A 23,575-nucleotide genomic window follows, 5' to 3' on the forward strand; every position below is an offset into this window, starting at 1 on the left:
ACTAATCTTGGAAATAATTTGAATGACCAATAGCCTTAATCTCTCCAGTTTATGGCCAGAGTTGAGCAGTCTAAATGTAATGCCACCTCAAACTCCTGAGCAATTGAGTGCTTTGTTTGTGGTTATTTTATGGGGTGTGGCTCTATTTTTTTTGATTTGGACAGTATCTGCTTTTGCTCGTGCGTGGCAACGAGTTGCTTGGTTGCATAAATCTTTGGGCGAGGCTGAGAAGTCGAGCCCTTCAGGTGTTCGAAGCGATTTGATTTCTAGAGCTGAAAAAAAGAAAAATTCCGTAGGGCATTTATGGCTAGAGTTTGACGAAACACTGCTCGAAGTAAAAGGTGCTGATGACGTTGTTCGATTGCATAACACATTTGATGCCGACTACTTCTTTAATAGTTCTAGTTTAGCTGGTGGTAGCACTGAAAACCGAATGATTGCGGCGGTTCCAGGTTTTTTAACGGCTCTGGGTGTTATTGGCACCTTTGTCGGTTTACAGCTAGGACTTTCAGATCTAAATATTGCGGGCAACGTTGATGTCAATGAGATGAAAAACGGCGTTGCTGGAGTTATAAATGGTGCAAAAATCGCATTTATGACATCGGTTTGGGGCGTCTTACTCAGTGTTGCATTCAACTTCATTGAGAAAATTCTTGAGCAAGTAATTAGAAAGAGAATTAAGTCTTTGCAAAACCGTATTGACAGGATGTTCCCTCGATTAAGTGCGGAATATCAACTGCAATCTATTGCAAATAACAGCCAGCAATCTCGAGAAAGCCTACAAGGACTTGCTGAGAAAATTGGCGAGAAAATGCAGGAGTCATTAGTTCAAGCAACGCAGGGTATTCAACAAGGTCTCGAGAGTAGTCTGGAAAAAATCATGGCTCCAGCTATCAATAAGCTTGTTGATGAGACGTCAGATGGTAACCAAAAAGCGCTTGAAAGCGTTCTTCAATCTTTCATGGACGGTTTTGGTCAACAAGGCGAGCAACAACGTGTCGCGATGGACTCTGCGTCTCAAAACGTAAATAAGACGCTAGAATCAATGAGCACTTCGATGGCTGCTTTCGTCAATAAGTTGGAAGTTCAGCAAAACGCATCTTCAGAAAGAGAGAAAGAACTTATCTCAACTATTTCAGTTCAAGTTTCTGAGCTAGTTACTCAGGGTAATGAGCAGAAGCGTGTTCTAACAGGGTTTGTAGAAAAACAAGTCTCTGAGTTAGGTGAGCAGCTTACTAAAAGAGAATCAGCTGCTTCTGAACGTGAACAGAAATTGGCTTCCTCAATGGAAAGTACGATTAAAGATTTAGTAGAAAATGTTTCAGCACAAAGCCAAGTGTTGACCGATTTTGTTCAGAATCAAGTTGGCCAACTTACCCAAACGTTCTCTGAACGAGATGGGATGGCAAGTCAGATGGAAAAAGAGCGTAATGATATATTTGTGAATCAAACGCAGGCGATGAAAGCTGGAACGGATGAGCTTCTTGCTCAAGTGAAAGCGGCGACTGAATCACAACAAATCACATCTAATAATATTATTGAGCAAGGTAAACAATTACAAAATAGTATCGATTCATCTGTTTCGGCATCTGCTCGAGCTACTGAGAGTATGCAGCAGTCGGCGAGTGAGTTACGAGTTGCCGCTGATAGTATGAATGTGTTCGGTTCCAACATCAAAGAGGCGGGCAACAAACTATCTGGTGCTGTTACTGAAGCGGTTAACAGCACGAAGGATTTAGCGGAGCAAAACCAGCTAGGCGCAGTGAAAATTCAAGCGTTGAGGGAGCAGTTGCTGGAAGATACAAGTAAGTTTAGCGCGATTACAGATCAGATAAACAATATGCTGATTAGTGCAGAGCAGTCGTTTAGCACGCTTCGCACTACCCAAAATGAGTTCCTTGCAGAACAAAAAGGTAATCTAAACGAACTCACTTCAGAAATGAAGCGTAATGTAAAAGAGTTGACGGAGCAAATGGCTCAACTGCTTGAAGATTATGCAGAGCAAGCCAACGGACAAACCGCCGAGCACCTCAAAGTTTGGGCCAATAGTAGTACACAGTATGCAGAGAGCATGAATACAGCAGTTAGAGCTATTTCTAGTGTTGTCGATGAAATTCAAGATAAAGTGAGCCAACATGCGTAGAGGTATTCGTTCGCATACACAAAACTCAGTAGATGAAGAAAATCCCTACTGGGTTTCATTTTCCGATCTAATGTCTGCTTTGCTTGTTATATTTATACTTGCAGCTGTTGCTCTGATTATTGAATTAACTCAAAAGACCAATGATGTCGAAGCTGGTATCGAAGAGCTTAAGCAAGCTGAGTTAGCAAGAAAGAATATAATTTATGATGTTCGAGACGAACTGGCTAAAAGAAACGTAATTGTTGAAATTGCTGATAACGATACGGTAATTCGGATCCCAGAAAGCACACTTACGTTTGCATCAGGTAAATCATCAATTCCGAACGATGCAACCATACAGCAAGCAGTTAAGGACATAGGTGTTGTTCTTCATTCTGCAATTCAGAAGAAAGACCGTTTTCAATATCTCGATACCGTTTTTATTGAGGGGCATACCGATAGCGATAGTATCCATTACAGAGGAAAAGGGAACTGGGGGTTATCTACTGATCGAGCAATATCTGTATGGAATGTCTGGCAAAATGAACTGAGCTTAACGCCTAAACTCGGTGACTTAGAAAACGCTTATCATGCAAAGCTGTTCTCTGTTAGTGGTTATGCAGCGACAAGACGTGCCAATCTACAAGAGTCGAATCAGCAAGAAAAGAGCCAGAATAGGCGTATTGATATTCGATTTACAGTTAAGAAACCATCTATTGCTGAGCTCGAGAGGATTGTTGCACAGTGAGTTTAAATATAAAAAAGCTCAAAGTTAGTTTGCCAGCCAATCCTTTTGGTCAAGCCATCAAGGACTTTGCACATCTATCGAATCAGCTAGAGGTGCTTTCTAAGAGTGCCGGTATTGAAAACAATAAGTTCCGAACTGCGTATGGAGAAGTATGTAATGCGCTTGCCTCTAAGAAAAGAGTTGAGGACGTTATAGATAGCTCTGTACACGTTCGCGCCTTAGCTCTCTCGCTACATACGGATGCGAAGAAAAATGTCAGCTTTACGCGTAGATTGCTTAATAAAATTACAGAAATTGTAAAAAAACCAAGCTCTTTAGTCATAGAGTCGTTTTATCAGCATTTCTTATCAGAGTATGACCGACTGGCAGACTTGGAAGCTACAGCAGACTGGTTGTTGGAGGCTAAAAGGCTGCGAGGCAATGATGAGCAGTTTGATGAAAATATATTGTCAACCAATGGCCCCAAGTGGCTTGCGGAAAGGGCGATTCAAAATAATGTCGATTTTGATCATTTACTTGCGGAGATGAAGCTGAAACGTTATGCAAATGGCAGATATTTAACGGCGGCTAAAGGCATCTACTATATTGAGCAGTTAAACACTATACCATTAGGCCAAGATCATCCTCTCCTAGAGGAGGTTCAAAAAACGGCGGTTTTTGATTCTCGATATGACTCTGAAAGTTTGTTAGGGCATCAAATTCTTAGAATTTTGATTGGCCGATCGATAGGTTCTCACATCAGTGAGCCTTGGATGAATGTGATCTTAGCGATTGGCGGTGACCCACGAGTACCAAGTTCAAATCCAAGATACATTAAGTGGTGGAAGGGTTTAGAACCAATTCTGATTCAAGCTGTTCGCGGATGGTTATCAAAACTGGATTTGAAGTTGTTTCTGGAAGCGTTGGAAGATTATTCCTACTCTTCAGCTAATTACGAGCTACAGAGAATGTACCCATCTAGGAAATGTTTCTTAGAGGGGATGTTCGATGCGGGGGTTATTTCAAATACACGACTTTATTTGAGTCAGGATGCTGCAAGGTATTTGAAGAGAAATTATGACCCTAAGCACTTGCCCAATTTCTCGACTGTTAAAGATGGTGATAAATCCATAATTTATGTGCAAATGAATGGTGCGCACATGGTAGAGGGAAGCCACAGTTGTTACTTGTGGCTGTACAAGCATTTAGATTCGTCAGTATGCGTATTTAATTATGACATTGTTAGGCCAACGTATTCTCAGCTAACCAGTGGGATCAATAATCAGATGACACGACTATCATCGGGAGCCGTAGCAAAAATAACGCATTCACCAATTGGCTACTCATGGCAGCGAAAAGCACTTACAGCACTTAGAGGTCTGGGAATTAAATTGACGCCTAAAGATGTGCTTTCAAATGAAGATTATATTGACTTTAAACAACGTTATGGGGTGAGAGAGTGGAGTTAACCTCTTTAATCAGTAAGTTCTTTTCTGGTCTAGATAAGACGTCTCAATTTGAGTTAGTCTGTGATGATAGTCTTGATTTCACAACCTCCAAGAAAACCCTAGAGAAAATTAAAGCTGGTAAAGCTGATGAGTGGATAACGGCGCAGTATGTTGCACTTAGAATGCTTGAAGAACAGGGGGATGTAAGCTCATTTCCAGATGGCTTTATTATGCCTGCCGATACAGCGGTAAGGCTCGACTCTGATTTGAGAATCTTGTTTGGTTTTCCTTCGGTTTGGCAAGGAACTATTGATGCAGATATTCAAGGAAAAGCTAGCACACCTACCTTTAAAGTTGACCTTTCGGTAACAACCAAACAGGGTCGAACAACGCTAAATTACACTGTGGATGGACCTTTCATTCGGTTTAGTCAAAATGAGCAGTACCTGTTAACGCCCGAGCAGTTTATGGCCTTTAACGCACATAAAGCCCATGGAAATTCTGCTCGGTCTGAATACGATAACTTACTTTACCTACACTCTTTACAAGAGGCTCAAAAGAGTGGTTGTAAGTTGAATCTAAAGCACTTTGAAAAGCTAAGAATTCTGACACCAAATAAAATCACAGTAGAAGCAGAACTGAATTCTCAAGGCGAGCTGATATTGACGCCAAACATGGGGCAAAGTGCGAGCCATGAGTCGATTCAAAAGGTTTTGGGGCAGTTGCAAAGCGACAACGCAGTTACTCTGAAAGTGGGTGATGAAATAGTCTTGTTTTCTGAAGAAAAGCTAATGGCTGTAAAAGAAGTTATTAGCAACAGGGTAATTCCCCAACAGCAAGTTAAAGCGTTCTTGGAAAACCCTACAGCCTATATTGATGCGAGCTTAGTCGATCTTGATTTAGGTTTTTCTATCAGAGTTCATGGTGCGACAGTTTTTAAACACGCTTATTTTGGAGAAACGGACGAGTCAGGCATAGATTGGTTCGGAGCCTCCTCTTCATCTGATGTGATTAATCCAATATCTAAGCTGGCTGATAGAATTCGCGATAAAACAACTCTTGAGGACGTAACTAAGAAGATTGAAGATGCTCAACAAACCGGAGCAACGGTTTTAGATTATGAAGGAAAATCATACGATATCAGTGAGCCTGTAGCTGTCGAGAAAGTTCTAAAAGAAATAGGTCACAAGATATCTAACCCTGATACAGATCTTTCTAGCCACGGAGAGGAAGAAGACGCCGAGACTGAATCAGAAAGCGCAGAAATACATGTTGTCGATATTGATCTAAATGATGAAGAGTTGTCTGAAAATTCTCCTAAAGTTGAACAACTGATTTCTGATATTTCCTGGGATGGTGAGTTAAATTGGGAAAACCACAAGCGGACACCTTTTCCACATCAGGATATTGGTGTTCGTTGGATTTTAGGCGTTGAGCAAAAAACCTTATCAGACTCGAAAATTAGTGGAGCTTTGCTTGCTGATGACATGGGGTTAGGTAAGACTTTTATGGCCCTCTCTGCGATCGAACATATTTATCAACGACAGAAAATTAGTGGTGAAACGAAGAAACCTGCGCTGATAGTCGCTCCTTTGAGTTTATTGGAAAACTGGCAGGATGAGGTAGATAAAACCTTTAAACACTTACCATTCAAAGATGTGGTTATTTTGCAATCAGCCGCTGAGTTAAATGACTATCGCATGGGTGGCGTGGAGATTCGAAGCCAGAGCACATCTGATGATTGTTTAGAACCCAAGTATTCTTTGAAAGTAGGGAAACACTTTGGTCCAGGCCGTTTAGATCTACCAGAGCGATTGGTTATCACTACTTATCAAACCTTGCGCGATTACCAGTTCTCCATGTGTTTGATTGATTGGGGGATTGTGGTTTTCGATGAAGCCCAGAATGTTAAAAACCCAAATGCACTTCAAACTCGTGCAGCGAAGGGTCTAAAAGCTGATTTCAAACTAGTGGCTACGGGGACGCCTGTAGAAAACAGCTTAGCCGATTTTTGGTGTTTAATGGATACAGCTTGCCCAGGCCATCTGGGTAGCTATCAAGAGTTTCGTGCTCGGTATATCTCACCAATTCTTAAAGCTGCCGGTGATGAAGTTGAAGAAATAAGAGCTAGGCTTGGAAGAGAACTTCGCATAGCGGTCGGGGCATTGATGTTGAGACGCGTTAAAGAGGACAACCTTAAAGGGTTACCTATAAAACATATGTATGCTGGCGGAGATTTTGAAAACTGGAAGTACTTAGAAGAACTTAAGTCGATAATGGTTGGCTACCAGAGAGATGTTTACGAAGGGACTATTAGTAATCAACTCGAGAATAAAGAGAGCCACGCACTTACCACTTTGATGAGGCTAAGAGATAGTTCGTTACATCCTAGGTTAAGTGATGGAGGTCGCCTTGATATTCCAAAAAATGCAAAATCAGCTAGGGCTTTATACGGAGAATCAGGAAAACTAGTTTCCTTACTTGAGACTTTAGATCGAGTACGAAGTAAACATGAAAAGTGCATTATTTTTGCGGTTAACAAACGACTGCAAAGCTTCTTAAGCGTGACTTTGGGACAGATCTATAACTTAGGTCCGCTTTCAGTAATTAATGGTGATGCGAAAGCCGTAGCAAAGCGTAAATCTGCCCCAACTCGAAAATCAATGATTTCAGACTTTGAAGCAAAAGAAGGCTTTAATTTAATTGTAATGTCTCCAGTCGCGGCTGGTGTCGGTTTAACTGTGGTCGGTGCGAATCATGTGGTTCATTTAGAGCGGCACTGGAACCCGGCTAAAGAAGCTCAAGCGACGGATAGGGTTTATCGTATCGGGCAAGAAAAAGATGTACATATCTATATCCCGCTTTTACATCATCCCGAATTTGAATCGTTTGACGTAAATCTACATAGGCTACTTACCCAAAAAACGTTGCTGAAGGATGCTGTTGTTACACCAGAAGATGTGGTTCCACAGCCAGCAGGTGTTGGGGGAGTAGTTTCTGGTGATTTGATTGATAAACGTATTACAGCGGCAGAACTTGATAAGTTAAGTTGGCAGCAATTTGAAGCGTTATGTGTAGAATTGCTGGCAAAGATTACGGATAGTGAAAGTGCGTGGCTTACGAATAGTGGTGCTGATCATGGTGCTGACGGTGTGTTACTCAGTAATCGTGGCAACATTCTAGTGCAAGCTAAGTTTACGCAACGACAATATGATGGCTATAAAGGAATTCAGGAGATTCACTCTGCGAAACCTATTTATGAAGCAGCAATGAGAAGTTCTTTTGAGCGTTTGATTTTTGTTACCAATTCACCTTCGTTAGCTAAGCGAACTCATGAAATTGCTGCCACATGTGGTGTTGAAATTTTGGGCAGAACACAATTGTTGACTTACCTTGAAGAATATGAAATTACTCTGAAAGAAATATTATCGAGACTGGGCAAAGAAAGACTGAAAGTTTAGCCATTTTTGCCCATTGTCGTCTTTGGCGGATTTCTCTGTTTATAGACATCCAGTATGGTTGAAAGGATATCTATGGATCACACACTTAAATTGAGTTTAGCCCTGCTTAGCTGGGTGTTGTTACACGGTTAAAGTTGATTGAAGGTTTAACTCATTTTGTTTCTCGTGACTGTCCGCCATTTTCTGAATTATAGGCGTAACTGTCAGATTAGTGTCTTGATTAAATGCTTGTTCCAATATAGTGATTAAAAGGTGGTAGAATAGTGTGCTCATTGTCCCAGCAGCACTGTAAATCCCCCGTTCACACTCATAAATAGCTCTAACGATAGCTTTGTCACGAGTTGAACGAATACGCTTTGCATACTCAAACCAGTATTCCACTTCAGCTTCCATTGCCGCTTCTTGGCTTCGAGCAAATGAAAAGAGGAGGGAACGGTATTGCTGATGCTCGTATGCTTCAATGTCCACTTTGAGTTTGTCTGCGTGCTTAATCGCCATGCTACGAATTTCGTTAAAATGAGCCTTAGCTTGTGCAATCTTTGCTTGGTGCCTATTGTAATTCTCGATGAGTAGGGCATCGGCATACACCACACCATTTTTGATTAGCTTACCTAGTGTATATTTATTGCCACTGCGTAGAGACGAGCCTGTAAAACGATACTGATGGAATCGATAAGCGATGCCTTTGAATCGAGTATTTGTGTCGTCAGAAATTAGCTCAATTTCAATGCCTTGTTTGAGCAATACCATTTCAAACTGAGCCAACGAACAAGCAGAAGGGAGAGTACGAATCGCCGCATCCACTTTTCTTCTCATCATACGAATCACCGTTTTCTCTTTTTCGCCTTGTACATCAGAGTCGTAACTTGAGTGCAGCTTCCCTGAGCTTTGCACGGTTTGTAACCCTAGCGTAACTTCTTGCTCCCTCATAATTTCTTGCGCTTTGAGGTGTGATTGCCAGTTCGAAATGATTTTACCTGTCAGCAAATCGGTTGTTGAAACGATAATGTGAACATGCTCATTGTCTGTGTCTGAGTGTTTAAAAGCGATATAACGAGCATGCTCATACCCTAAATGATTCATCAGCTTTTTGATCGTGTTTCGCCATTGGGTTAGGGGTAACTGTTCCCCCTCTGCGAGGGAGACAACAAAATGGCGGAAGGGTTGTTTCGTATTAGGGTTAGCTAGGTGAGCGCTTTGCAGTTCAGCAATCGCACGGCTCCAATCAATGTCTCGGGCATCTTGGTTTCTTGCATTCAGGGGAACTGAAGCGATTTCATTGGCGCAGATAAACTGCGATGTTCCCCCGAGTTCGTCACCCTTGGAGTGACTTGATGAATACTCGATCAGCAGTGTGACATCGTCACTTTGCTTGGCACTATATCGAACTAATTGCGTGGCATCATGCACCGTCTGTTTATCATTCTTACATTGTAATTCCTCAAATATCATTACTGGCGTTCTCCACTTCTAGCTTGCTGCGGTAAAGCTCACGCAATGTACGGCTGTCTAAAAATTGCATGGCCAACAGCTCGGCGGTTTGAGAATTATGAGCGTCGATAGCTAGATTTCGGGTGAGTTGTAAATTCTGTTTTAGTTCATACAGAGCATCACCCAGTTGACAGGCTATTTCGTGGTCGTACGCAGGGTTACCTTCGTCAATGAGTGACTCCATCACTGTGGCGATGCGCTTTGTTTGCTTAAAGTACTCTGTGATTTCATCACTGCGTTGAGGTTTGACTGTGAGTTTTTTGGGTTATGACCTCTCTCAGGAACCGACTCACTGATTTATAATTATAGCTGTGCATGACCTCAAGTAACTGCTGGTATTCGCTTTCAGTGAGATTGGTTTTCACTGCTTTGCAATACAGCTCTTTGTCACTTTTTCGTCGTTTTTTAAAATTCGCCTGAACGATACGAATTAACTTGCGTGCATTCATCAGTTCATTTTTATCGGCGTCATTGGGATGTTGGTGGAGATATAAAGCGTGAGAAAGCTCTGAAATAAAGGTTTGGTGTGAAGCGATGGCTACCCCAGATTCAATCGGCGAGGGTAACAGTCCTGCGAGTAGTGTAGTCAACTCCTCTGCTGAGTAGCTGTGACTTTCAATGAATGCCGACAGTATTTGTTTATGTTTTCTAGATGTGCAGCGAATGACAGTTGCTGCGACTGTATTTATATTAATGTCCATTTTTTTAATTCTCTATTTATTATTTTAATTATTTAGAGTGTTTTGTGTTTTCAAGCGATAACGCCGAAGGCTGTTAGCGCAACCTCGCGCAGTGAGGCATGCTTTCGTTTGTTTTTATTTGGAACAAATAAGAACGTACGATATCAGCTTGTTACTGTTTTTGTTCTGAGTGTTTTTATTATAACGATATAATTAATGAGATTGAAAGTGTTTATTTTAATTTAAGTTAATTAGATATCATATGGCGGTTTGAATAACCTGTATTTACTGCGTAATATGACACGGAATTTGTTGAGTGCGACAGGGAAAGTGCGCGTTACGACATCGAAAATGCCGTTTTCGACAAAGAATTTGCGCCGCACTATCATTGTGTCTCTGGTGCTTTCAGTCGCTTTCAGGCCGTCTCACTGGAACTGAGTAAGTAGTTGTCGGGGCGGATATTACATAGATTAAGCTTAGTTTTATGGGGCGTAAAAATAAACGAGAGGGGTGATTATTGAATGAAATGAATTAATAGAGAGGTTGTGCTAATACTTATCTATTCTTGATTGCTATGGCAGGCTATATCGATATGATATTTAATATATGAGGTTTATATATTTTGCCTTCCGTGAAATATATAAGGCATGTATATTTACTTTTGGTTAAATAAATACGAAAAAATGATTGATTTTCACTTTAAAACTCGAATATTATATTTTTAACGGCTCCTTGAGCCATAATAATAAAAATAAACGGAGGCGTCTCATGGCGCTTATACACCCAATTAATCAACTGAAAATAGAAAAAAAAGCTGACGTATTAAAACGCGTTGGTTTATCTCAAGCTACCTTACATCGCCGAATTAATGATGGCACATTTCCGCCCGCAGTACAACTGGGTCCAAAGGCTGTGGGCTTCATGTCGCATGAAGTCGATGCGTTTCTTATTGCCTGTGCAATAGGAGAAGACAAAAAACGTGTGGTCGCTGAGCTGCTTGCTCAGCGTCAGACGCTCAAACAGGCGAATCCGCTCCTGCAATATATGAACTTTCAGTAAGAGGCCATCGAGCTCTGCGCTAAAGCGCAGAGCTTAATTCAGAAATTGAACGCCTATTCATTTCAAGACAGTAAAGGCGTTTCTACGACTCTCTAATGATAGGTGTCTTATCTATACCTGATTAAAAACAATAATAAAAATAGGAATTAATATATGACTTATCGAATTACCAGTGAATTGACCATAAGTGGCGATTCAGAGAAGTGCAAAGCACTGTACCTTAATATTGTTGACCACTTTGGTCAAATTGACTTCAACAACATTGTCCCGATGCCAGCGGCGATACGAAACGCCACGGATTACTTTATAAAAGAGCCGTGGATGATGCGCCATTGGGGGGCCTGCGATGTATTTGAATGCGGTGTGCCTTATCGATGCTTTAATCCATGGAAAGATGATTTTCCTGCAGATATGGGGGACTATATTAATTTGCTTCGGTTTCAGGAAGCATGCGAAGAAGGGACTCCGCATTTAGAACCAATCATATTCACCACCCTAAATACGTATCCTAAGGAGATAGTTTTTGCTTTGTCAGACCAAAACCCAGGGTTAACGTTTGACGTTCGTTTTTATGACGAGAGAGCAGTGTCAGTTTTGGGAAAACTATGCGCATCAGTTAGCGGGATTATTGCCATTTGAAGCGACGTTTTAAGCCATCGGTACACTATGTGATGTTGTTTGGCAGAGGTTTGAGAGCAACAAGTGCATCGTAGAGCGGTTTTTGGCATCGCTGTACACGCATCGACGAGAGAGTTTAAAAGCACAAATTGACAGCAAATCGAATGACGCTTTGGATCTAGGAATATTTGACGCATCTCAATTAATCTCTCCATCAAAACAAACGCTACTACAATTACCTCTAACCCCTAAAGGGGATAAAGTGCTAATATCCCCTATAGAGGATAACTTTTACATTGGAGGCAGATATGCTCATAACAAGTCCTATGCAACTGGGAATATACCTACGTGATGTACGCAGAACTCAAGGACGCAACCAGACTAAAGCCGGCGACATTGTTGGGTTAAAACAGACAACAGTATCAAAGCTTGAACGCGATCCGGCCTCTTCTAGCATCGAAAGTCTGATGCGCCTTCTGTCATCTCTCGACCTAGAGCTACATATTCAAGATAAAGCTGTAAGCCGACAAGAAGCAAAGCTTCGTGAGCCAGATGATTGGTAAAACGCTGTAAAACAAAGCCAACTTTATAATTAGGTTGTTCTCTCACAATCATCATCGAGTTAGCAAATCGATGAATGTGCGACCAGCTTATTTTTCCCCATTCCGAACGGGCAATTAGGAAGAAATCCTTCTAAGTTACGATACGACAGAATCGCTTGGTGATCACATGGCAGCACGATCTTCGCTAGCACGTCTTTGCCCCATTTCACGTTAAAGTATTTACTCAGTCCAGAGCAGGCTCGTAGTTTTTCCTTAGAATATGTAATGTGACCTGCCATAGATTCAGGCAATATCAATTTATAGGATCTCATCGTCATCCCAATCCCAGTCAATTTGGGAAATATCACGGGAGACTTTGTGTAAATACCACCAGATCAAACCGACAATAGAAAGGATTAAAACTATAAATAAAAGCATATCATACCCTTAGAACTTGCATGTGACGTAACTACAGGGCTTACCACGGCAATTGAGTGCCATCGTAGACAAAAAATGAACCTGAATGCTTAAGTTTTAAATTGTCGATAACATTAAGCATGCCTTTAACACTCTCTTCTACTGTTACCTTGCCATCCTTTCCGCCCATATCGGTTTGTACCCAACCAGGATGAATTGCCATAGTCTTCACTCCCACTTCGGATAGCTCACAAGCCAGAGATTTAATTATTTGGTTGAGGGCGGCTTTTGATGCGCGATAGCTGTATCGACCACCAGAGCGGTTGTCATCGATGCTAGCGAGTATTGAAGTCATCCCAATGATGGTTTTATCTTCACCCGCAAGAATGTTATTAAGCAAAGCCTGCGTGATTAACATGGGCGCAATGGTGTTGACGTTTAATACATTTATCCACTCCTTTTGCCCCATGTTGCCTAGGCTTTCACATTCATCTCCGCTCACTCCTGCGTTATGAATGAGTACATCAATGGCGATGTCCGCAAATTTTTCTGTCAAAGCGAGAATATGGGACTCGTTACTCACGTCGAGCGGATGAATACAAATGGTGGGATAAGTTTGTACCAAGAGACACAAAGCCTGAGCTGTATTGATGTCACGGCAGCATGCAATCACACGCCATCCACGCTGAGCGTATTGTTTAACAAGCTCTAGGCCCAAGCCTCGATTGGCGCCAGTGATAAAAACCGTTTTCATTGTGAGCTACCTAAGTTGATTATAAGTAAGAATTAGCTGGTCAATGCCGAGCCTTGACCAGCTTGTAACCATTGTCGTGATACTTACTTCACAAGTACGTTTGCTTCCGACAAATGAACTGCTGTACGTTTATCAAGACGTCCACTCATTCGAGTAAGAGCGAGCGCAACGATCACTATCACGGCTCCAATCCAAGGGGTATGCATTAAGCCCATTTCTGACACAATCATACCGCCGCCCCAAGAGCCAAGCGCAATACCCACGTTAAACGCCGCAATGTTTAGACCAGAAGCGACGTCTACCGCATCAGGAGTGTATTTTTCAGCCAGTTTAACCACATAGACTTGTAAGCCAGGAACATTACCGAATGCAAAGGCCCCCCAAACTAAAATGGTCGCTACTGCGGCGATAGGGTTAACGGCCGTAAAGTTAAATACAACTAATACGGTGGCGAGTCCCGCAAAAATAATTGTCAGCGCTTTAATTGGCCCCATCTTATCGGCCATTTTGCCGCCCCAAATATTACCAATCGCTACTGATACGCCGTATACCAACATAATTAGGCTGATTGCATTGGCGCTGAATCCTGTTTCCTGTTGCAAAATCGGCGCTAGGAAAGTGAAAGCGGTAAAGGTACCACCGTAGCCGAGTGCGGTAATTGCATACACCAGTAGTAACCTTGGTTGAGTGAGCACTTTTAGCTGCGATGACAGTTTCGCGGCAGCAGGCTGTTTTAGGTTGCTTGGCACTAAGAACGCACTACCAATCAGCGCAATCAGTCCCAATAGCGCTACAATCAAAAACGTCGATTGCCAACCAAAGGTTTGGCCGATGTAAGTACCGAGCGGCACGCCCGTTACTAATGCCACGGTTAATCCCGTGAACATAATCGCAATCGCGCTGGCTGCTTTTTCTTTGGGGACTAGGCTTGTTGCAATCGTAGAGCCGATAGAGAAAAAGACACCGTGAGCTAAACCAGTCAAAATGCGAGCAACGATAAGGGTGTTGTAACCAGGTGCTTGCCATGCCAATAAGTTGCCAATCACAAACAATGACATAACAGCAATGAGGACGTGCTTACGGTTCCACTTTCCCGTTAGTGCAGTTAAGACAGGTGCGCCAATCGCAACACCGAGTGCATAAAGGCTCACCAGCAGTCCTGCGGATGGCAGTGAGACGTTTAGGTCCGAAGCCATGGTCGGGAGCAACCCCACGATCACAAACTCCGTCGTTCCGATAGCAAAGGCGCTGAGCGTCAATGCAAGAAGTGCTAATGGCATATCATTTACTCTCTTTTATTAGGTTCTAGTAAACAGCAGCGAATGTACTTATCAACTTGTCGTGCTGCCGTGATTTGATGGAGGGATTTTGCGTGGAAATGTAGTTGCAAAAAATAGGTTATTTAACAAATGATATTTGCTATAAATGCAATAATTAAACGAAACTGTTGAGTAAATGGTAGGCAAGCATGCGCACGAAATCGGACGATTTAGAAATTCTACTTACTGTCGTTGATACTGGTGGATTTACTGCGGCGGCAGAAAGTCTCGATATACAGGTGGCACGCGTATCACGAGCGGTGAGTAAGGTAGAAAGCCAACTTGGCGTGACGATATTAAACCGAACCACAAGACGGATTGAATTAACGGATGAGGGGCGGCAATTCGTTGAGTCGGTAAGAATAGGGCTGATGCAGTTGCAGCAAGCGGAAGACGAGATCATATCCCGTGGGGAATTACCCAAAGGGCGGCTGCGTGTTGATGCCGCCAGTCCATTTGTGTTTCACCAGTTAGTTCCACTCGTTCAGCCATTTAATCAAGCCTATCCTGATATTGAGTTGGAGTTAACTTCTAATGAAGGTTTTGTTGATTTGCTAGAAAAGAAAACCGATATCGCTATTCGTATCGGTGCATTAAATGATTCAACTTTACATGCAAGGCCTCTTGGCCGAAGTTTACTTTACATTGTTGCTTCACCTGATTATTTATCAAAGCGCGGCTTTCCGAGTAAGAGCAGTGATTTGGAACATCACGATACCATCGGATTTTCAACACCAAAAACACTCAACGAATGGCCTCTGAAAGGATTTTCAGGGCTGACACCCACGCTGACCTCAAGTAACGGTGAAACGGTGAGACAGCTAGCATTGATGGGAAATGGAATCGCCTGCCTATCAGGCTTTATGGTGAAAAAAGATATTGCGGAAGGAAGATTAATTGCGTTGTTAGAAGGTGAAAAAACCGGCAACTCAGGCAGGGAGCAAATTAATGCCGTCTACTATAAGTCTTCTTCTGTTGCCAAGCGGATTTCTGCTTTTATCGATTTTATTCAGCCGAAACTGGATCTGTAAATCGTTCCAAGCGAGGCCGTTGCCGACCTCGCTTTTATATCGATTTTATTGTATCGGTTGACCAGTATGCAGCTCTAAGCCACCAGAAATAGGTAGGTTGATACCATTGCATGAGCTTGATGCATCAGAGGCCAAGAAGTACATTGCTTCAGCGACTTCCTCTGGCGTGCAGATCCTGCCTAGAGGGTTGGCCTGATTAAATGTGTCAATCACTTCTTTGGCGTTGGCAAGAAACATTGGAGTAGCGCAAGCGGCAGGACATACATTGTTTACTCTAATGTTATATTTTCCATAATCGAGTGCCATCGCTCGGACTAAGTTAACAACTGCTCCTTTTGCTGCATTGTAGGCTGCCATCTGATGATCCCCATTCAGCCCTGATACTGAAGCAGTATTTACAATAGTCCCTCCACCTTGTGCAATCATGTATGGCACAAAGTACTTACTCATCAAAAATATCGATTTCACATCAACATCAAACAATAAGTCCCAATCTGTCTCTGTTGTTTGATGTAGTTCACCACCACGCCAAACTCCAGCATTGTTGATCACGCTGTCAACTTGTCCAAAGTTGTCAATTGCAAACTCGGCGACCTGCGAGACCTGTGATGCTTGAGTGATATCACAACGTTGAAAATAAACCTCAGTAAAACCTTGGCTTTGAAGTTTCAAACATTGCTGTTGCCCGTGCTCCTCGTTGGTGTCTATCATCAGAACGCGCCAATGTTTTTCTAGAAACAACTTACTAGCCGCTAACCCCATGCCAGAAGCTGAGCCAGTAATCACTACCGTTTTCATCTGGATCTCCTTATTGACGAGCTGCAACTTGTGCAATGGCTTCATCGGCTTCAACGGTCGCTCCTGCAACCCCTATAGCGCCAATAACATTACCTTGTTCGTTACGGAGGATCACACCACCAAAGGAAATAAGTCCTCCATTCGTGGCTTCAAGTGTATAAATCGCACCTCCAGGTTGTGCGATCGCACCAAGTTCAGCACTATTGGTTTGGAAAAGCGCTGCTGTTCTGGCCTTTTTTATCGCCACATCAATCGCGCCGAGCAATGCATTATCCATGCGTTCAAAATGGACTAATAATCCAGCTTGATCAACAACACTGACACAGATGTTAAATTCTTGTTGTTTCGCTTGTTGTATAGCTATCGCAGTGATCTGTTTTGCTAAGTTGAGAGAAATCACAGGCGTCTCCTAATTATGATCGTGAATGACGCGATCAGTTTAATTAGATAAATCCTGGGGGGCATTCGAACCGTGTGAAAAGTAAGTAAGATTCGATAATGTCGAATCACCTCAGAAATACTTGAGCAAAATGACGCAATTTTGCCTCAGTGAGTTCATCAGCAGCACCACTTAAACCCGCAGCAGCGACAAGATCACCATTCATATAAAGAGGAATAGCCAAACAGTGCAGCCCAGGCTCTGCTTGCTCTAGATCCAATGAAAATCCTTGTTGGGAAATCTGCTCAATTTCCATCTCCAACCATGGTGTTAACTCACCTTGCATTCTTAGTATTCTTTTTAGTTGAGGGTTAAAAGAAACAAATATTTTCCCAATGGCAGAGTCAATTAAACTTTCTCGGCGTCCTCTTGGGCTGCGTATCGTCAAGGGATTATCTTTTTCTATTGCGTCGATATAAAGGTACTCATCAGCCCCACTTTGGATTGCGAGATAAGCTGTGTTATTGGAAAGCAGTGCCATTTTCTTTAAAAGTGGGTAAAAATGGCGACGAACAAGTTCGTCCCGTTGTTCGAGTGGCTTAGATAGCTCTCTCAGTCTTAAACCGAGTTGGTATGTTTGTTTGGTACGTTCTACATACCCTAGTATGACTAACGTTGCGAGCAGCCCATATACGGTTGTTTTCGCTAATTTTACTGATTGGGTAATGTCTTGCAGAGACAGTGGCGATTCTGCGAAAGAGAGTGTTTCTAAAATCATGAAACCGCGCTCCAACGACTGAATGGTTTTGCCCTTAGTATCCATATTTCTCCTTAACAACAGTGATAAGTGAAGGTGCCTATAACTCGTTTTAGACAAACATATTCGCCAATGTCCCATAACACAAGGCAATGGAAGCATGCTTTATAGTGAAGCTATATTCAGTTATCTCTTTTTCATTGATCCAAATTATTGCAATTTTAACAACTATCATTTGTCTTTGTTGCTATCAATGTAATGCGTTGAGTTTGTTAGTATCCCTCTCAAGAAATAAGAGGGCTTATTATGTCTAAATCACTTTTTCAACCTATCCAATTGGGGGCCTTGACACTCAAAAACCGCATCGTCATGCCACCGATGACACGCTCCAGAGCAACTCAACCTGGGGATGTCGCTAATGACATGATGGCGACGTATTACGCTCAGAGAGCCAGTGCAGGTTTAATTGTCTCCGAAGGAACACAAATTTCCCCAAATGCAAAAGGCTATGCGTGGACGCCAGGTATATACACACCTGAGCAGATTGAAGGCTGGCGTAAAGTAACTCAAGCAGTGCATGCAGAAAATGGCGCAATTTTTGCTCAGCTGTGGCATGTAGGTAGAGTCACTCACCCAGATAACATTGGTGGTGATCAACCGATTTCTTCATCAGCGTTAAAAGCGGAAAACGTAAAAGTATTCGTTGATAATGGCAGTGATGAACCTGGTTTTGTTGACGTCGTCCAGCCTAGAGCAATGACAAAAGCGGATATTCAACAAGTCATCGCAGATTATCGTCAAGCGGCATTGAATGCTGTTGAGGCAGGCTTTGATGGTATTGAACTGCATGCGGCGAATGGTTATTTGATCAACCAATTCATAGACTCCGAAGCTAACAGCCGTACCGATGAATACGGTGGTAGCCTGGAAAATCGTCTTCGTTTTCTTGATGAAGTTGTTGCAGCATTAGTTGAAGCGATTGGCGCTGACCGTGTTGGGGGGCGTCTGGCTCCTTTGACTACCTTAAATGGTACGGTAGATTCGAACCCTATCGAAACTTATACCGCTGCCGCTGCGGTACTAAATAAGCACGGTATCGTTTATCTGCATATCGCTGAAGTCGATTGGGATGACGCCCCTGATACGCCAGTTTCTTTCAAACGTGCCTTACGTGAGGCTTATCAAGGCATTTTGATTTACGCAGGTCGTTATAATGCGGAAAAAGCGGAGCAAGCCATTGATGACGGACTGGCTGATATGATCGGCTTTGGTCGCCCTTTTGTTGCGAATCCTGATCTTCCTGAACGTCTACTTCATGGTTACCCGTTCGCAGAGCACGATCCAAACACCTTGTTTGGTGGCGGTGAAAAAGGGCTTATTGATTACCCAACGTATAAAGCTTAAGGGGGAAGTATGTTTAAGGTATTTAAAGGTCACGGACTCGAGACTAGCAACCGTATCGCTATGGCGCCGATGACTCGTTCACGCACGTCTCAACCTGGTGATGTACCAAACGAGATGATGGCAACCTACTACCGTCAACGTGCTAGTGCTGGCTTGATTGTCACAGAAGGCGCACCTGTCTCAGCCGTTGGTCGGGGCTACTCTATGACGCCAGGCATTTACACAGAAGAACACATTGAAGGCTGGAAGAAAGTGACTCAGGCTGTTCATGAGGAAGGGGGGAAGATATTTATCCAACTCTGGCATGTTGGCCGTCGTAGTCATTCCGATATTTCAGGTTCACAACCCCTGGCACCATCAGCGATAAAGATTCCAGATCAGGTCTTCGGCCCATTACCTGAAGGCGGGTTTGGCATGGTGGAGACCCAGCAGCCAAAAACAATGAGTGCAGATGAAATCCAAGCAACCATTGCCGACTTTGTTCAAGCTGCAAGAAATGCTGTTGAAGCAGGGTTTGATGGTGTTGAAGTACATGCTGCGCATGGTTACTTGTTTGATACCTTTTTACGCTTAGAAAGCAACCAAAGAAGTGATCAATATGGTGGCAGCCAAGAGAATCGTATGCGCTTTCTGGTTGATACGTTACAAGCACTTACCGAGGAAATTGGTGGGGAAAGAGTAGCGGTTCGTCTGTCTCCTCATATCGGAGAGGGTTTTGCTGGGGATGATGTTGAAATTGTTCCACTAACGTTAGCATTGCTGGAAAAACTACAACTGATGAACCTTGCGTATGTGCATTTTTCAGAAAACATATCACGCTATGTAGAGGTGCTTGAAGAGTTTCGCCAGCAAGTACGCCGAATATACTCTAATCCAATCATGGTTGCAGGAAAGTTGACCAAGCAATCTGCCCAACAGTTGCTAGATAAGCAGTATGCTGATTTCGTTGCCTTTGGTACTCCTTTTGTAACGAATCCAGATTTAGTCGCCCGATTTGCTCATGATTTACCATTGGCCGAGTTTGATGCCGATGCTAGGTTAACCTTGTATGGAGGCGGAGCCGAAGGCTACACCGATTATCCAACTTATCAGGCCTAATACACTAGGTACCAAGGACGATAACTCTTTGGTGCCTAACCTTTTCATTAAGCGAGTGGAAGTGATATGGAACCCTATCGAATTTGGCAATATCAAACTGAGACACACAGTCTTGTTTTAGGTAAGGCTGAAATACCAGCTTTAGATGACAGCGAGATCTTAGTACAAAACAAAGCGATTGGTATTAACCCTGTCGATTGGAAATTTATTAAAGCCAACCCTTTAAATTGGCCGAATGGTCATGTTCCAGGTGTTGATGGTGCAGGCGTCGTCGTACAAGTAGGGTCTAAAGTTGACACAAGTTTGATTGGCCGTCGAGTGGCATATCATGGTTCACTAAATCGCCATGGTAGCTTCGCTGAATATACGGTTTTGAACGTTGAGCGAGTGATGGCACTGCCTGAGGGCCTATCTTTTGAACTTGCTGCGGCACTGCCTTGTCCGATGCTGACTGCATGGCAGGCATTTGAAAAAATTCCATTAACCCGACAAAGAGAAGTGCTTGTCGTTGGTTTTGGCGCGGTGAATAATTTGTTATCCCAGTTCCTTGTCAATGCTGGTTATGTGGTTGATGTTGTCTCAACTAGTCTGGGCGAAGAGCGAGCCAAAAGGTTAGGTATTCGCCAAGTTTATCGAGAGCAATCTCAAATCGACATGAAATACTTAGCCATTTTTGATGCGGTGAGTGGGGAAAATGCCGCCCATTTAGTGCCACTGTTAAGAGCGAATGGACATATTGTCTGCATTCAAGATCGTATTGCTAAACCCATTGACCCTCCATTTACACGCACTATTTCTTACCACGAAATAGCCCTTGGAGCGTTACATAATTTTGGTGATAAAGATGATTGGCATGCATTAATGCAAAATGGTGAAGCGCTGCTTGAGCGTATTTCAAAAGGCAGTTTTGACGTTAGTTTACCCGTATATTTTAAATTCGAACAGATGGCCGAAGCGTTGGAGCACAGCGAACTTATGAAAACAAAAACGGTCATCGCCTAGTCGTATTTTATATCCAAATAGCTTCACATTAAATGAAGCTATTTGACTAAAACTCATTCTCAATCGCTTAAAATCATGATTTCATAATCGGACTTTGAAAAATGAGCATTTTGATAAGCTCTAACAGCCGTTCTGTTGTCTTTGTGAACATATAGGCGCAGCTCTAAGCCATTTTGTTCTTTCATTTCATGTTTTACTGCATCCAAAAGCAATGACATATGACCCTTGCCTCGCTGTGATTTGGATAAGAACATGCTTTGAATCCACCAGTAATAACCAGCGTTCCAGTCGCTCCACTCGCGAACCGCAGAGACACTGCCTACGGGAGTGTTGCTCTCATCAGCTAAAACCCAATAGGTTGCAATTGTAGGGTCACGAAGCGCGACCAGAATGCCCTTTTCAAGTGTTTCTGGGATCTTAATGCTCCCCTCAGCCTCTCTTGCCTCTTCTGCAGTGAAGTTAATAAGGTAGGGTAAGTCATCTAAAACGGCTTTTCTTACTTTCATCATAGCCCTCAAATTTATCAGTGGTTTCTTTAGGTTATCAAAGAATAATTGCTTAGAACATACACGGTATGTTCGTTGTGACTAGGTGAGCATAGTAAGAGTACCGCTTAGAAAATAGTGTTTAAGCATAGATACCGAAATTCAGAAACGAAGGAATTTTCACGCCAATTAACTACCAATAATATGGATTGTCGATAGCGGGTAAGCATGTTGGTTTTCCCTCGATGTTAGGGACTGCTTTACTGACTAAAGATTGTGCAATCCAACCTTCAGGGTAGGACAAGTCTAGCGGTGCTTGAATTACGCCCTGACTGATTGGAGCGAATCCTATTTTTGAGTAAAAGTTGATATCCCCGTATGTAATGGCAACGGTGACGCCTTTTTCTTTCAGTGTCGCTAACCCAAATTTGATCAGTCCTTGACCTACACCTTGCCCATGACGATCTGTTGCAACTGCCACGGGGGCTAAAAGGAATATGTTTTCACCATTTGGAAACGATAGGCGAGAGAAAATGATGCTGCCAACAATGCGTTCACTTTCATCTTGAGCAATAAACACATAAAGATCCTCATCTTTGGTTGGTAAAGTGAGAAAGTCTTCTACGAGTTTCGCAATCAATGTACCTTCTTCTTTGCCTTCTGAATCCGAAAATGTGTCATTGAACAGTGTAATGATTTCTTGAGTTTGTTCTTGTTTGTACGAAGCGTATTTCATATCTATATCTCTAGTTTGCAAGTTTTAAAATAAAGTACTGATAGGTAAAATCTTTTGCAGCACTGCGCTCGTAAACTGAAATCTCTTTCTTAATGTCTAGTAACGCTTGCGACACGGGCATAACAGCTTGTAATTCCTCAACTCGGTCTTGAAGCGGTTGCCAGTAGTTTTGCCATGCATCGACGCCTAATGAGAAGTGTTCGATCACGTCGTAGCCATGCTTTTGGAACAGAGCGAGTCGTTTAGGTATCGATTGAATGTCTGGGTAGTCTGCCAGCCAATACTGTTTTGTCTCTTCGTCGGGAGAGTCAGTCAGCCACACCAAGTCACTCACCATCAAAACGCCATTATCTTTTAACAGCGGCTTCCATTGTTTTAGTGCGTTCTCCATTCCCATAATGTACACACAGCCTTCCGCCCAAATGGCATCAAAGCTCTTTGCCTGAAATGGCAGTTCCGTCATGGAGGCACAAACAGGAGAAATGCGCTCATGCAACTGTGCGTTTTGTATTTTTTTATCGAGCTGCTTAATGGCAACAGGCTCATTATCCACTGCTATTATGTGTGCGTTACTGTTGTCAGCTAGTAGTAACGTTGAGATGCCAGTGCCACAACCAATGTCTAAAATATCGGTCATTGTCTGAGGTGACATTAATGAAATCGCTTTTAAAGAGTCCTTGTGACTCCCTGGCCCCCATCTTTCTAATGTTGCATAGACCGTCATAAAGTCTTTCATGTAACTCTCGTGTTCGTTCATATCTTTTGATAGCCACTTCAATCTGAGCGCTTCTTTTTCACTGTAACCCTGCGTACATAACCAGTTGAAGTAAGCGCGAGGCGCACTTTGACTAAGAGAGTGGTGTAACTCTCTTTGTGGACGTTCCCCAAGTAATGCCAGTAGCAACTCGCGAGCCTGGACTTTTTTATCAATTTCATGGTTGAGTTGCGTCAGCCGATTTTCTAATAAGCTTCTACTTAACTTCGCGTCCAAGCATTGTTCGCACTCTTTCAATGAGAGTCCTGCGCTTTGAAGTTGCTGAATCAAAAACAGTCGTTGCAAATCGTTTTCGTTGTAATAGCGATATCCATTGTCAAGACGCTGACCGTTAATCAGCCCTAACTTCTCGTAATAGAGTAAGGTGGTGCGAGAGATGCCAGCCTTTGCTGCCAATTCCGAAATCAAGTACATGTGAGATTTGACCCAAGTGTTCTTAGTATTTGGATAGTATGAACTGTAGAGTATTAGA

The 23,575-nt window shown here is 42.8% G+C and carries 22 protein-coding genes; 11 read left to right on the plus strand and 11 right to left on the minus strand.

Translation table 11 applies throughout. The features are described from left to right. Positions 1 to 22 precede the first annotated feature (22 nt). The 4 genes from zorA to UF05_RS10985 are packed head-to-tail and all read left to right on the plus strand — an operon-like array spanning position 23 to position 7,758. Positions 23 to 2,143 (plus strand): anti-phage ZorAB system protein ZorA, encoded by a 2,121-nt coding sequence (zorA, locus tag UF05_RS10970; RefSeq protein WP_045545240.1) that lies wholly within the window; start codon positions 23 to 25, stop codon positions 2,141 to 2,143. Then, positions 2,136 to 2,870, plus strand: a complete 735-nt coding sequence (locus tag UF05_RS10975; RefSeq protein WP_006741471.1) for an OmpA/MotB family protein — start codon at positions 2,136 to 2,138, stop codon at positions 2,868 to 2,870. The genes zorA and UF05_RS10975 overlap by 8 nt, the downstream gene beginning before the upstream one ends. Beyond that, positions 2,867 to 4,318, plus strand: coding sequence for an EH signature domain-containing protein (locus UF05_RS10980; protein WP_045545241.1), 1,452 nt, complete (start codon positions 2,867 to 2,869; stop codon positions 4,316 to 4,318). The genes UF05_RS10975 and UF05_RS10980 overlap by 4 nt, the downstream gene beginning before the upstream one ends. Further along, positions 4,309 to 7,758 (plus strand): SNF2-related protein, encoded by a 3,450-nt coding sequence (locus tag UF05_RS10985; RefSeq protein WP_045545242.1) that lies wholly within the window; start codon positions 4,309 to 4,311, stop codon positions 7,756 to 7,758. The genes UF05_RS10980 and UF05_RS10985 overlap by 10 nt, the downstream gene beginning before the upstream one ends. Positions 7,759 to 7,878: 120 nt before the next feature. Here the strand turns inward: UF05_RS10985 and UF05_RS10990 are convergent, their stop codons facing one another. Genes UF05_RS10990 through UF05_RS26545 form a run of 3 tightly spaced genes read right to left on the minus strand, consistent with a single transcriptional unit; the run spans position 7,879 to position 9,950 of the window. Beyond that, positions 7,879 to 9,210, minus strand: coding sequence for a relaxase/mobilization nuclease domain-containing protein (locus UF05_RS10990; protein WP_045545243.1), 1,332 nt, complete (start codon positions 9,208 to 9,210; stop codon positions 7,879 to 7,881). Then, positions 9,200 to 9,436 carry a hypothetical protein gene (locus UF05_RS26540; RefSeq protein ID WP_231583857.1) on the minus strand — a complete coding sequence of 79 codons (237 nt, stop codon included), beginning with the start codon at positions 9,434 to 9,436 and terminating at the stop codon, positions 9,200 to 9,202. Before UF05_RS26540 ends, UF05_RS10990 begins: the two co-directional genes overlap by 11 nt. Before the next feature lie 43 nt (positions 9,437 to 9,479). Next, positions 9,480 to 9,950, minus strand: coding sequence for a hypothetical protein (locus tag UF05_RS26545; RefSeq protein WP_231583860.1), 471 nt, complete (start codon positions 9,948 to 9,950; stop codon positions 9,480 to 9,482). Positions 9,951 to 10,697: 747 nt separating this feature from the next. Here UF05_RS26545 and UF05_RS11000 point away from each other — a divergent pair. From UF05_RS11000 to UF05_RS11010, 3 genes are all read left to right on the plus strand, one after another. Continuing rightward, complete coding sequence (locus UF05_RS11000; RefSeq protein ID WP_045545244.1) at positions 10,698 to 10,988, plus strand: helix-turn-helix transcriptional regulator; 291 nt, start codon at positions 10,698 to 10,700, stop codon at positions 10,986 to 10,988. A 153-nt stretch (positions 10,989 to 11,141) separates the two neighbouring features. Beyond that, on the plus strand, positions 11,142 to 11,627 hold the full coding sequence (locus UF05_RS11005) for a hypothetical protein (RefSeq protein WP_017634308.1): 486 nt from the start codon (positions 11,142 to 11,144) through the stop codon (positions 11,625 to 11,627). 287 nt (positions 11,628 to 11,914) lie between these two features. After that, positions 11,915 to 12,169 carry a helix-turn-helix domain-containing protein gene (locus tag UF05_RS11010; RefSeq protein ID WP_045545245.1) on the plus strand — a complete coding sequence of 85 codons (255 nt, stop codon included), beginning with the start codon at positions 11,915 to 11,917 and terminating at the stop codon, positions 12,167 to 12,169. A 457-nt stretch (positions 12,170 to 12,626) separates the two neighbouring features. Here the strand turns inward: UF05_RS11010 and UF05_RS11015 are convergent, their stop codons facing one another. Together UF05_RS11015 and UF05_RS11020 are read right to left on the minus strand one after the other, a co-directional pair. Then, positions 12,627 to 13,319, minus strand: a complete 693-nt coding sequence (locus UF05_RS11015; RefSeq protein ID WP_045545246.1) for an SDR family oxidoreductase — start codon at positions 13,317 to 13,319, stop codon at positions 12,627 to 12,629. Between the two features lie 83 nt (positions 13,320 to 13,402). Further along, positions 13,403 to 14,599, minus strand: a complete 1,197-nt coding sequence (locus tag UF05_RS11020; protein WP_045545247.1) for an MFS transporter — start codon at positions 14,597 to 14,599, stop codon at positions 13,403 to 13,405. Positions 14,600 to 14,787: 188 nt separating this feature from the next. Between UF05_RS11020 and UF05_RS11025 the strand changes: the two genes are divergently transcribed. Next, entirely contained in the window at positions 14,788 to 15,669 is an 882-nt protein-coding gene (locus UF05_RS11025; protein ID WP_045545248.1) for a LysR family transcriptional regulator, read from the plus strand. 45 nt (positions 15,670 to 15,714) lie between these two features. Here the strand turns inward: UF05_RS11025 and UF05_RS11030 are convergent, their stop codons facing one another. The 3 genes from UF05_RS11030 to UF05_RS11040 all read right to left on the minus strand — a co-directional run bounded on the left by UF05_RS11030 (position 15,715) and on the right by UF05_RS11040 (position 17,669). Further along, positions 15,715 to 16,467 (minus strand): SDR family NAD(P)-dependent oxidoreductase, encoded by a 753-nt coding sequence (locus tag UF05_RS11030; protein WP_045545249.1) that lies wholly within the window; start codon positions 16,465 to 16,467, stop codon positions 15,715 to 15,717. Between the two features lie 10 nt (positions 16,468 to 16,477). Beyond that, on the minus strand, positions 16,478 to 16,867 hold the full coding sequence (locus UF05_RS11035; protein WP_197065581.1) for a GlcG/HbpS family heme-binding protein: 390 nt from the start codon (positions 16,865 to 16,867) through the stop codon (positions 16,478 to 16,480). Between the two features lie 106 nt (positions 16,868 to 16,973). Then, entirely contained in the window at positions 16,974 to 17,669 is a 696-nt protein-coding gene (locus UF05_RS11040) for an IclR family transcriptional regulator (protein ID WP_045545250.1), read from the minus strand. Between the two features lie 240 nt (positions 17,670 to 17,909). Between UF05_RS11040 and UF05_RS11045 the strand changes: the two genes are divergently transcribed. The 3 genes from UF05_RS11045 (at position 17,910) to UF05_RS11055 (ending at position 21,107) form a co-directional block, all read left to right on the plus strand. Beyond that, positions 17,910 to 19,007 carry an alkene reductase gene (locus UF05_RS11045; protein WP_045545251.1) on the plus strand — a complete coding sequence of 366 codons (1,098 nt, stop codon included), beginning with the start codon at positions 17,910 to 17,912 and terminating at the stop codon, positions 19,005 to 19,007. A 9-nt stretch (positions 19,008 to 19,016) separates the two neighbouring features. Beyond that, positions 19,017 to 20,105 (plus strand): alkene reductase, encoded by a 1,089-nt coding sequence (locus UF05_RS11050; protein ID WP_045545252.1) that lies wholly within the window; start codon positions 19,017 to 19,019, stop codon positions 20,103 to 20,105. A gap of 66 nt (positions 20,106 to 20,171) precedes the next feature. Continuing rightward, a complete protein-coding gene (locus UF05_RS11055; protein WP_045545253.1) occupies positions 20,172 to 21,107 on the plus strand; it encodes a zinc-binding dehydrogenase in 936 nt (311 codons plus the stop codon). 59 nt (positions 21,108 to 21,166) lie between these two features. Here UF05_RS11055 and UF05_RS11060 read toward each other — a convergent pair whose 3' ends face one another. The 3 genes from UF05_RS11060 to UF05_RS11070 all read right to left on the minus strand — a co-directional run bounded on the left by UF05_RS11060 (position 21,167) and on the right by UF05_RS11070 (position 23,517). Further along, a complete protein-coding gene (locus tag UF05_RS11060; RefSeq protein ID WP_045545254.1) occupies positions 21,167 to 21,616 on the minus strand; it encodes a GNAT family N-acetyltransferase in 450 nt (149 codons plus the stop codon). Positions 21,617 to 21,785: 169 nt separating this feature from the next. Continuing rightward, the gene (locus UF05_RS11065) at positions 21,786 to 22,328 is read right to left on the minus strand and encodes a GNAT family N-acetyltransferase (RefSeq protein ID WP_045545255.1); all 543 of its coding nucleotides are present in this window, start codon (positions 22,326 to 22,328) and stop codon (positions 21,786 to 21,788) included. A gap of 10 nt (positions 22,329 to 22,338) precedes the next feature. Next, entirely contained in the window at positions 22,339 to 23,517 is a 1,179-nt protein-coding gene (locus UF05_RS11070; protein ID WP_045545256.1) for a methyltransferase domain-containing protein, read from the minus strand. Between the last annotated feature and the right edge of the window lie 58 nt (positions 23,518 to 23,575).

Origin of the sequence: Vibrio sp. S457-15, assembly GCF_000960545.1 — a bacterium.
In the GTDB taxonomy this organism is placed as follows: Bacteria; Pseudomonadota; Gammaproteobacteria; order Enterobacterales; family Vibrionaceae; genus Vibrio; species Vibrio parahaemolyticus.

What these genes read in the sequence shown, in the direction of transcription:
- zorA (WP_045545240.1), top strand. Translation starts at nt 23, where the DNA reads ATGACCAATAGCCTTAATCTCTCCAGTTTATGGCCAGAGTTGAGCAGT.
- UF05_RS10975 (WP_006741471.1), top strand. Translation starts at nt 2,136, where the DNA reads ATGCGTAGAGGTATTCGTTCGCATACACAAAACTCAGTAGATGAAGAA.
- UF05_RS10990 (WP_045545243.1), bottom strand. Translation starts at nt 9,210, where the DNA reads ATGATATTTGAGGAATTACAATGTAAGAATGATAAACAGACGGTGCAT.
- UF05_RS26545 (WP_231583860.1), bottom strand. Translation starts at nt 9,950, where the DNA reads ATGGACATTAATATAAATACAGTCGCAGCAACTGTCATTCGCTGCACA.
- UF05_RS11000 (WP_045545244.1), top strand. Translation starts at nt 10,698, where the DNA reads ATGGCGCTTATACACCCAATTAATCAACTGAAAATAGAAAAAAAAGCT.
- UF05_RS11005 (WP_017634308.1), top strand. Translation starts at nt 11,142, where the DNA reads ATGACTTATCGAATTACCAGTGAATTGACCATAAGTGGCGATTCAGAG.
- UF05_RS11010 (WP_045545245.1), top strand. Translation starts at nt 11,915, where the DNA reads ATGCTCATAACAAGTCCTATGCAACTGGGAATATACCTACGTGATGTA.
- UF05_RS11015 (WP_045545246.1), bottom strand. Translation starts at nt 13,319, where the DNA reads ATGAAAACGGTTTTTATCACTGGCGCCAATCGAGGCTTGGGCCTAGAG.
- UF05_RS11020 (WP_045545247.1), bottom strand. Translation starts at nt 14,599, where the DNA reads ATGCCATTAGCACTTCTTGCATTGACGCTCAGCGCCTTTGCTATCGGA.
- UF05_RS11025 (WP_045545248.1), top strand. Translation starts at nt 14,788, where the DNA reads ATGCGCACGAAATCGGACGATTTAGAAATTCTACTTACTGTCGTTGAT.
- UF05_RS11030 (WP_045545249.1), bottom strand. Translation starts at nt 16,467, where the DNA reads ATGAAAACGGTAGTGATTACTGGCTCAGCTTCTGGCATGGGGTTAGCG.
- UF05_RS11040 (WP_045545250.1), bottom strand. Translation starts at nt 17,669, where the DNA reads ATGGATACTAAGGGCAAAACCATTCAGTCGTTGGAGCGCGGTTTCATG.
- UF05_RS11045 (WP_045545251.1), top strand. Translation starts at nt 17,910, where the DNA reads ATGTCTAAATCACTTTTTCAACCTATCCAATTGGGGGCCTTGACACTC.
- UF05_RS11050 (WP_045545252.1), top strand. Translation starts at nt 19,017, where the DNA reads ATGTTTAAGGTATTTAAAGGTCACGGACTCGAGACTAGCAACCGTATC.
- UF05_RS11055 (WP_045545253.1), top strand. Translation starts at nt 20,172, where the DNA reads ATGGAACCCTATCGAATTTGGCAATATCAAACTGAGACACACAGTCTT.
- UF05_RS11060 (WP_045545254.1), bottom strand. Translation starts at nt 21,616, where the DNA reads ATGATGAAAGTAAGAAAAGCCGTTTTAGATGACTTACCCTACCTTATT.
- UF05_RS11065 (WP_045545255.1), bottom strand. Translation starts at nt 22,328, where the DNA reads ATGAAATACGCTTCGTACAAACAAGAACAAACTCAAGAAATCATTACA.
- UF05_RS11070 (WP_045545256.1), bottom strand. Translation starts at nt 23,517, where the DNA reads ATGTACTTGATTTCGGAATTGGCAGCAAAGGCTGGCATCTCTCGCACC.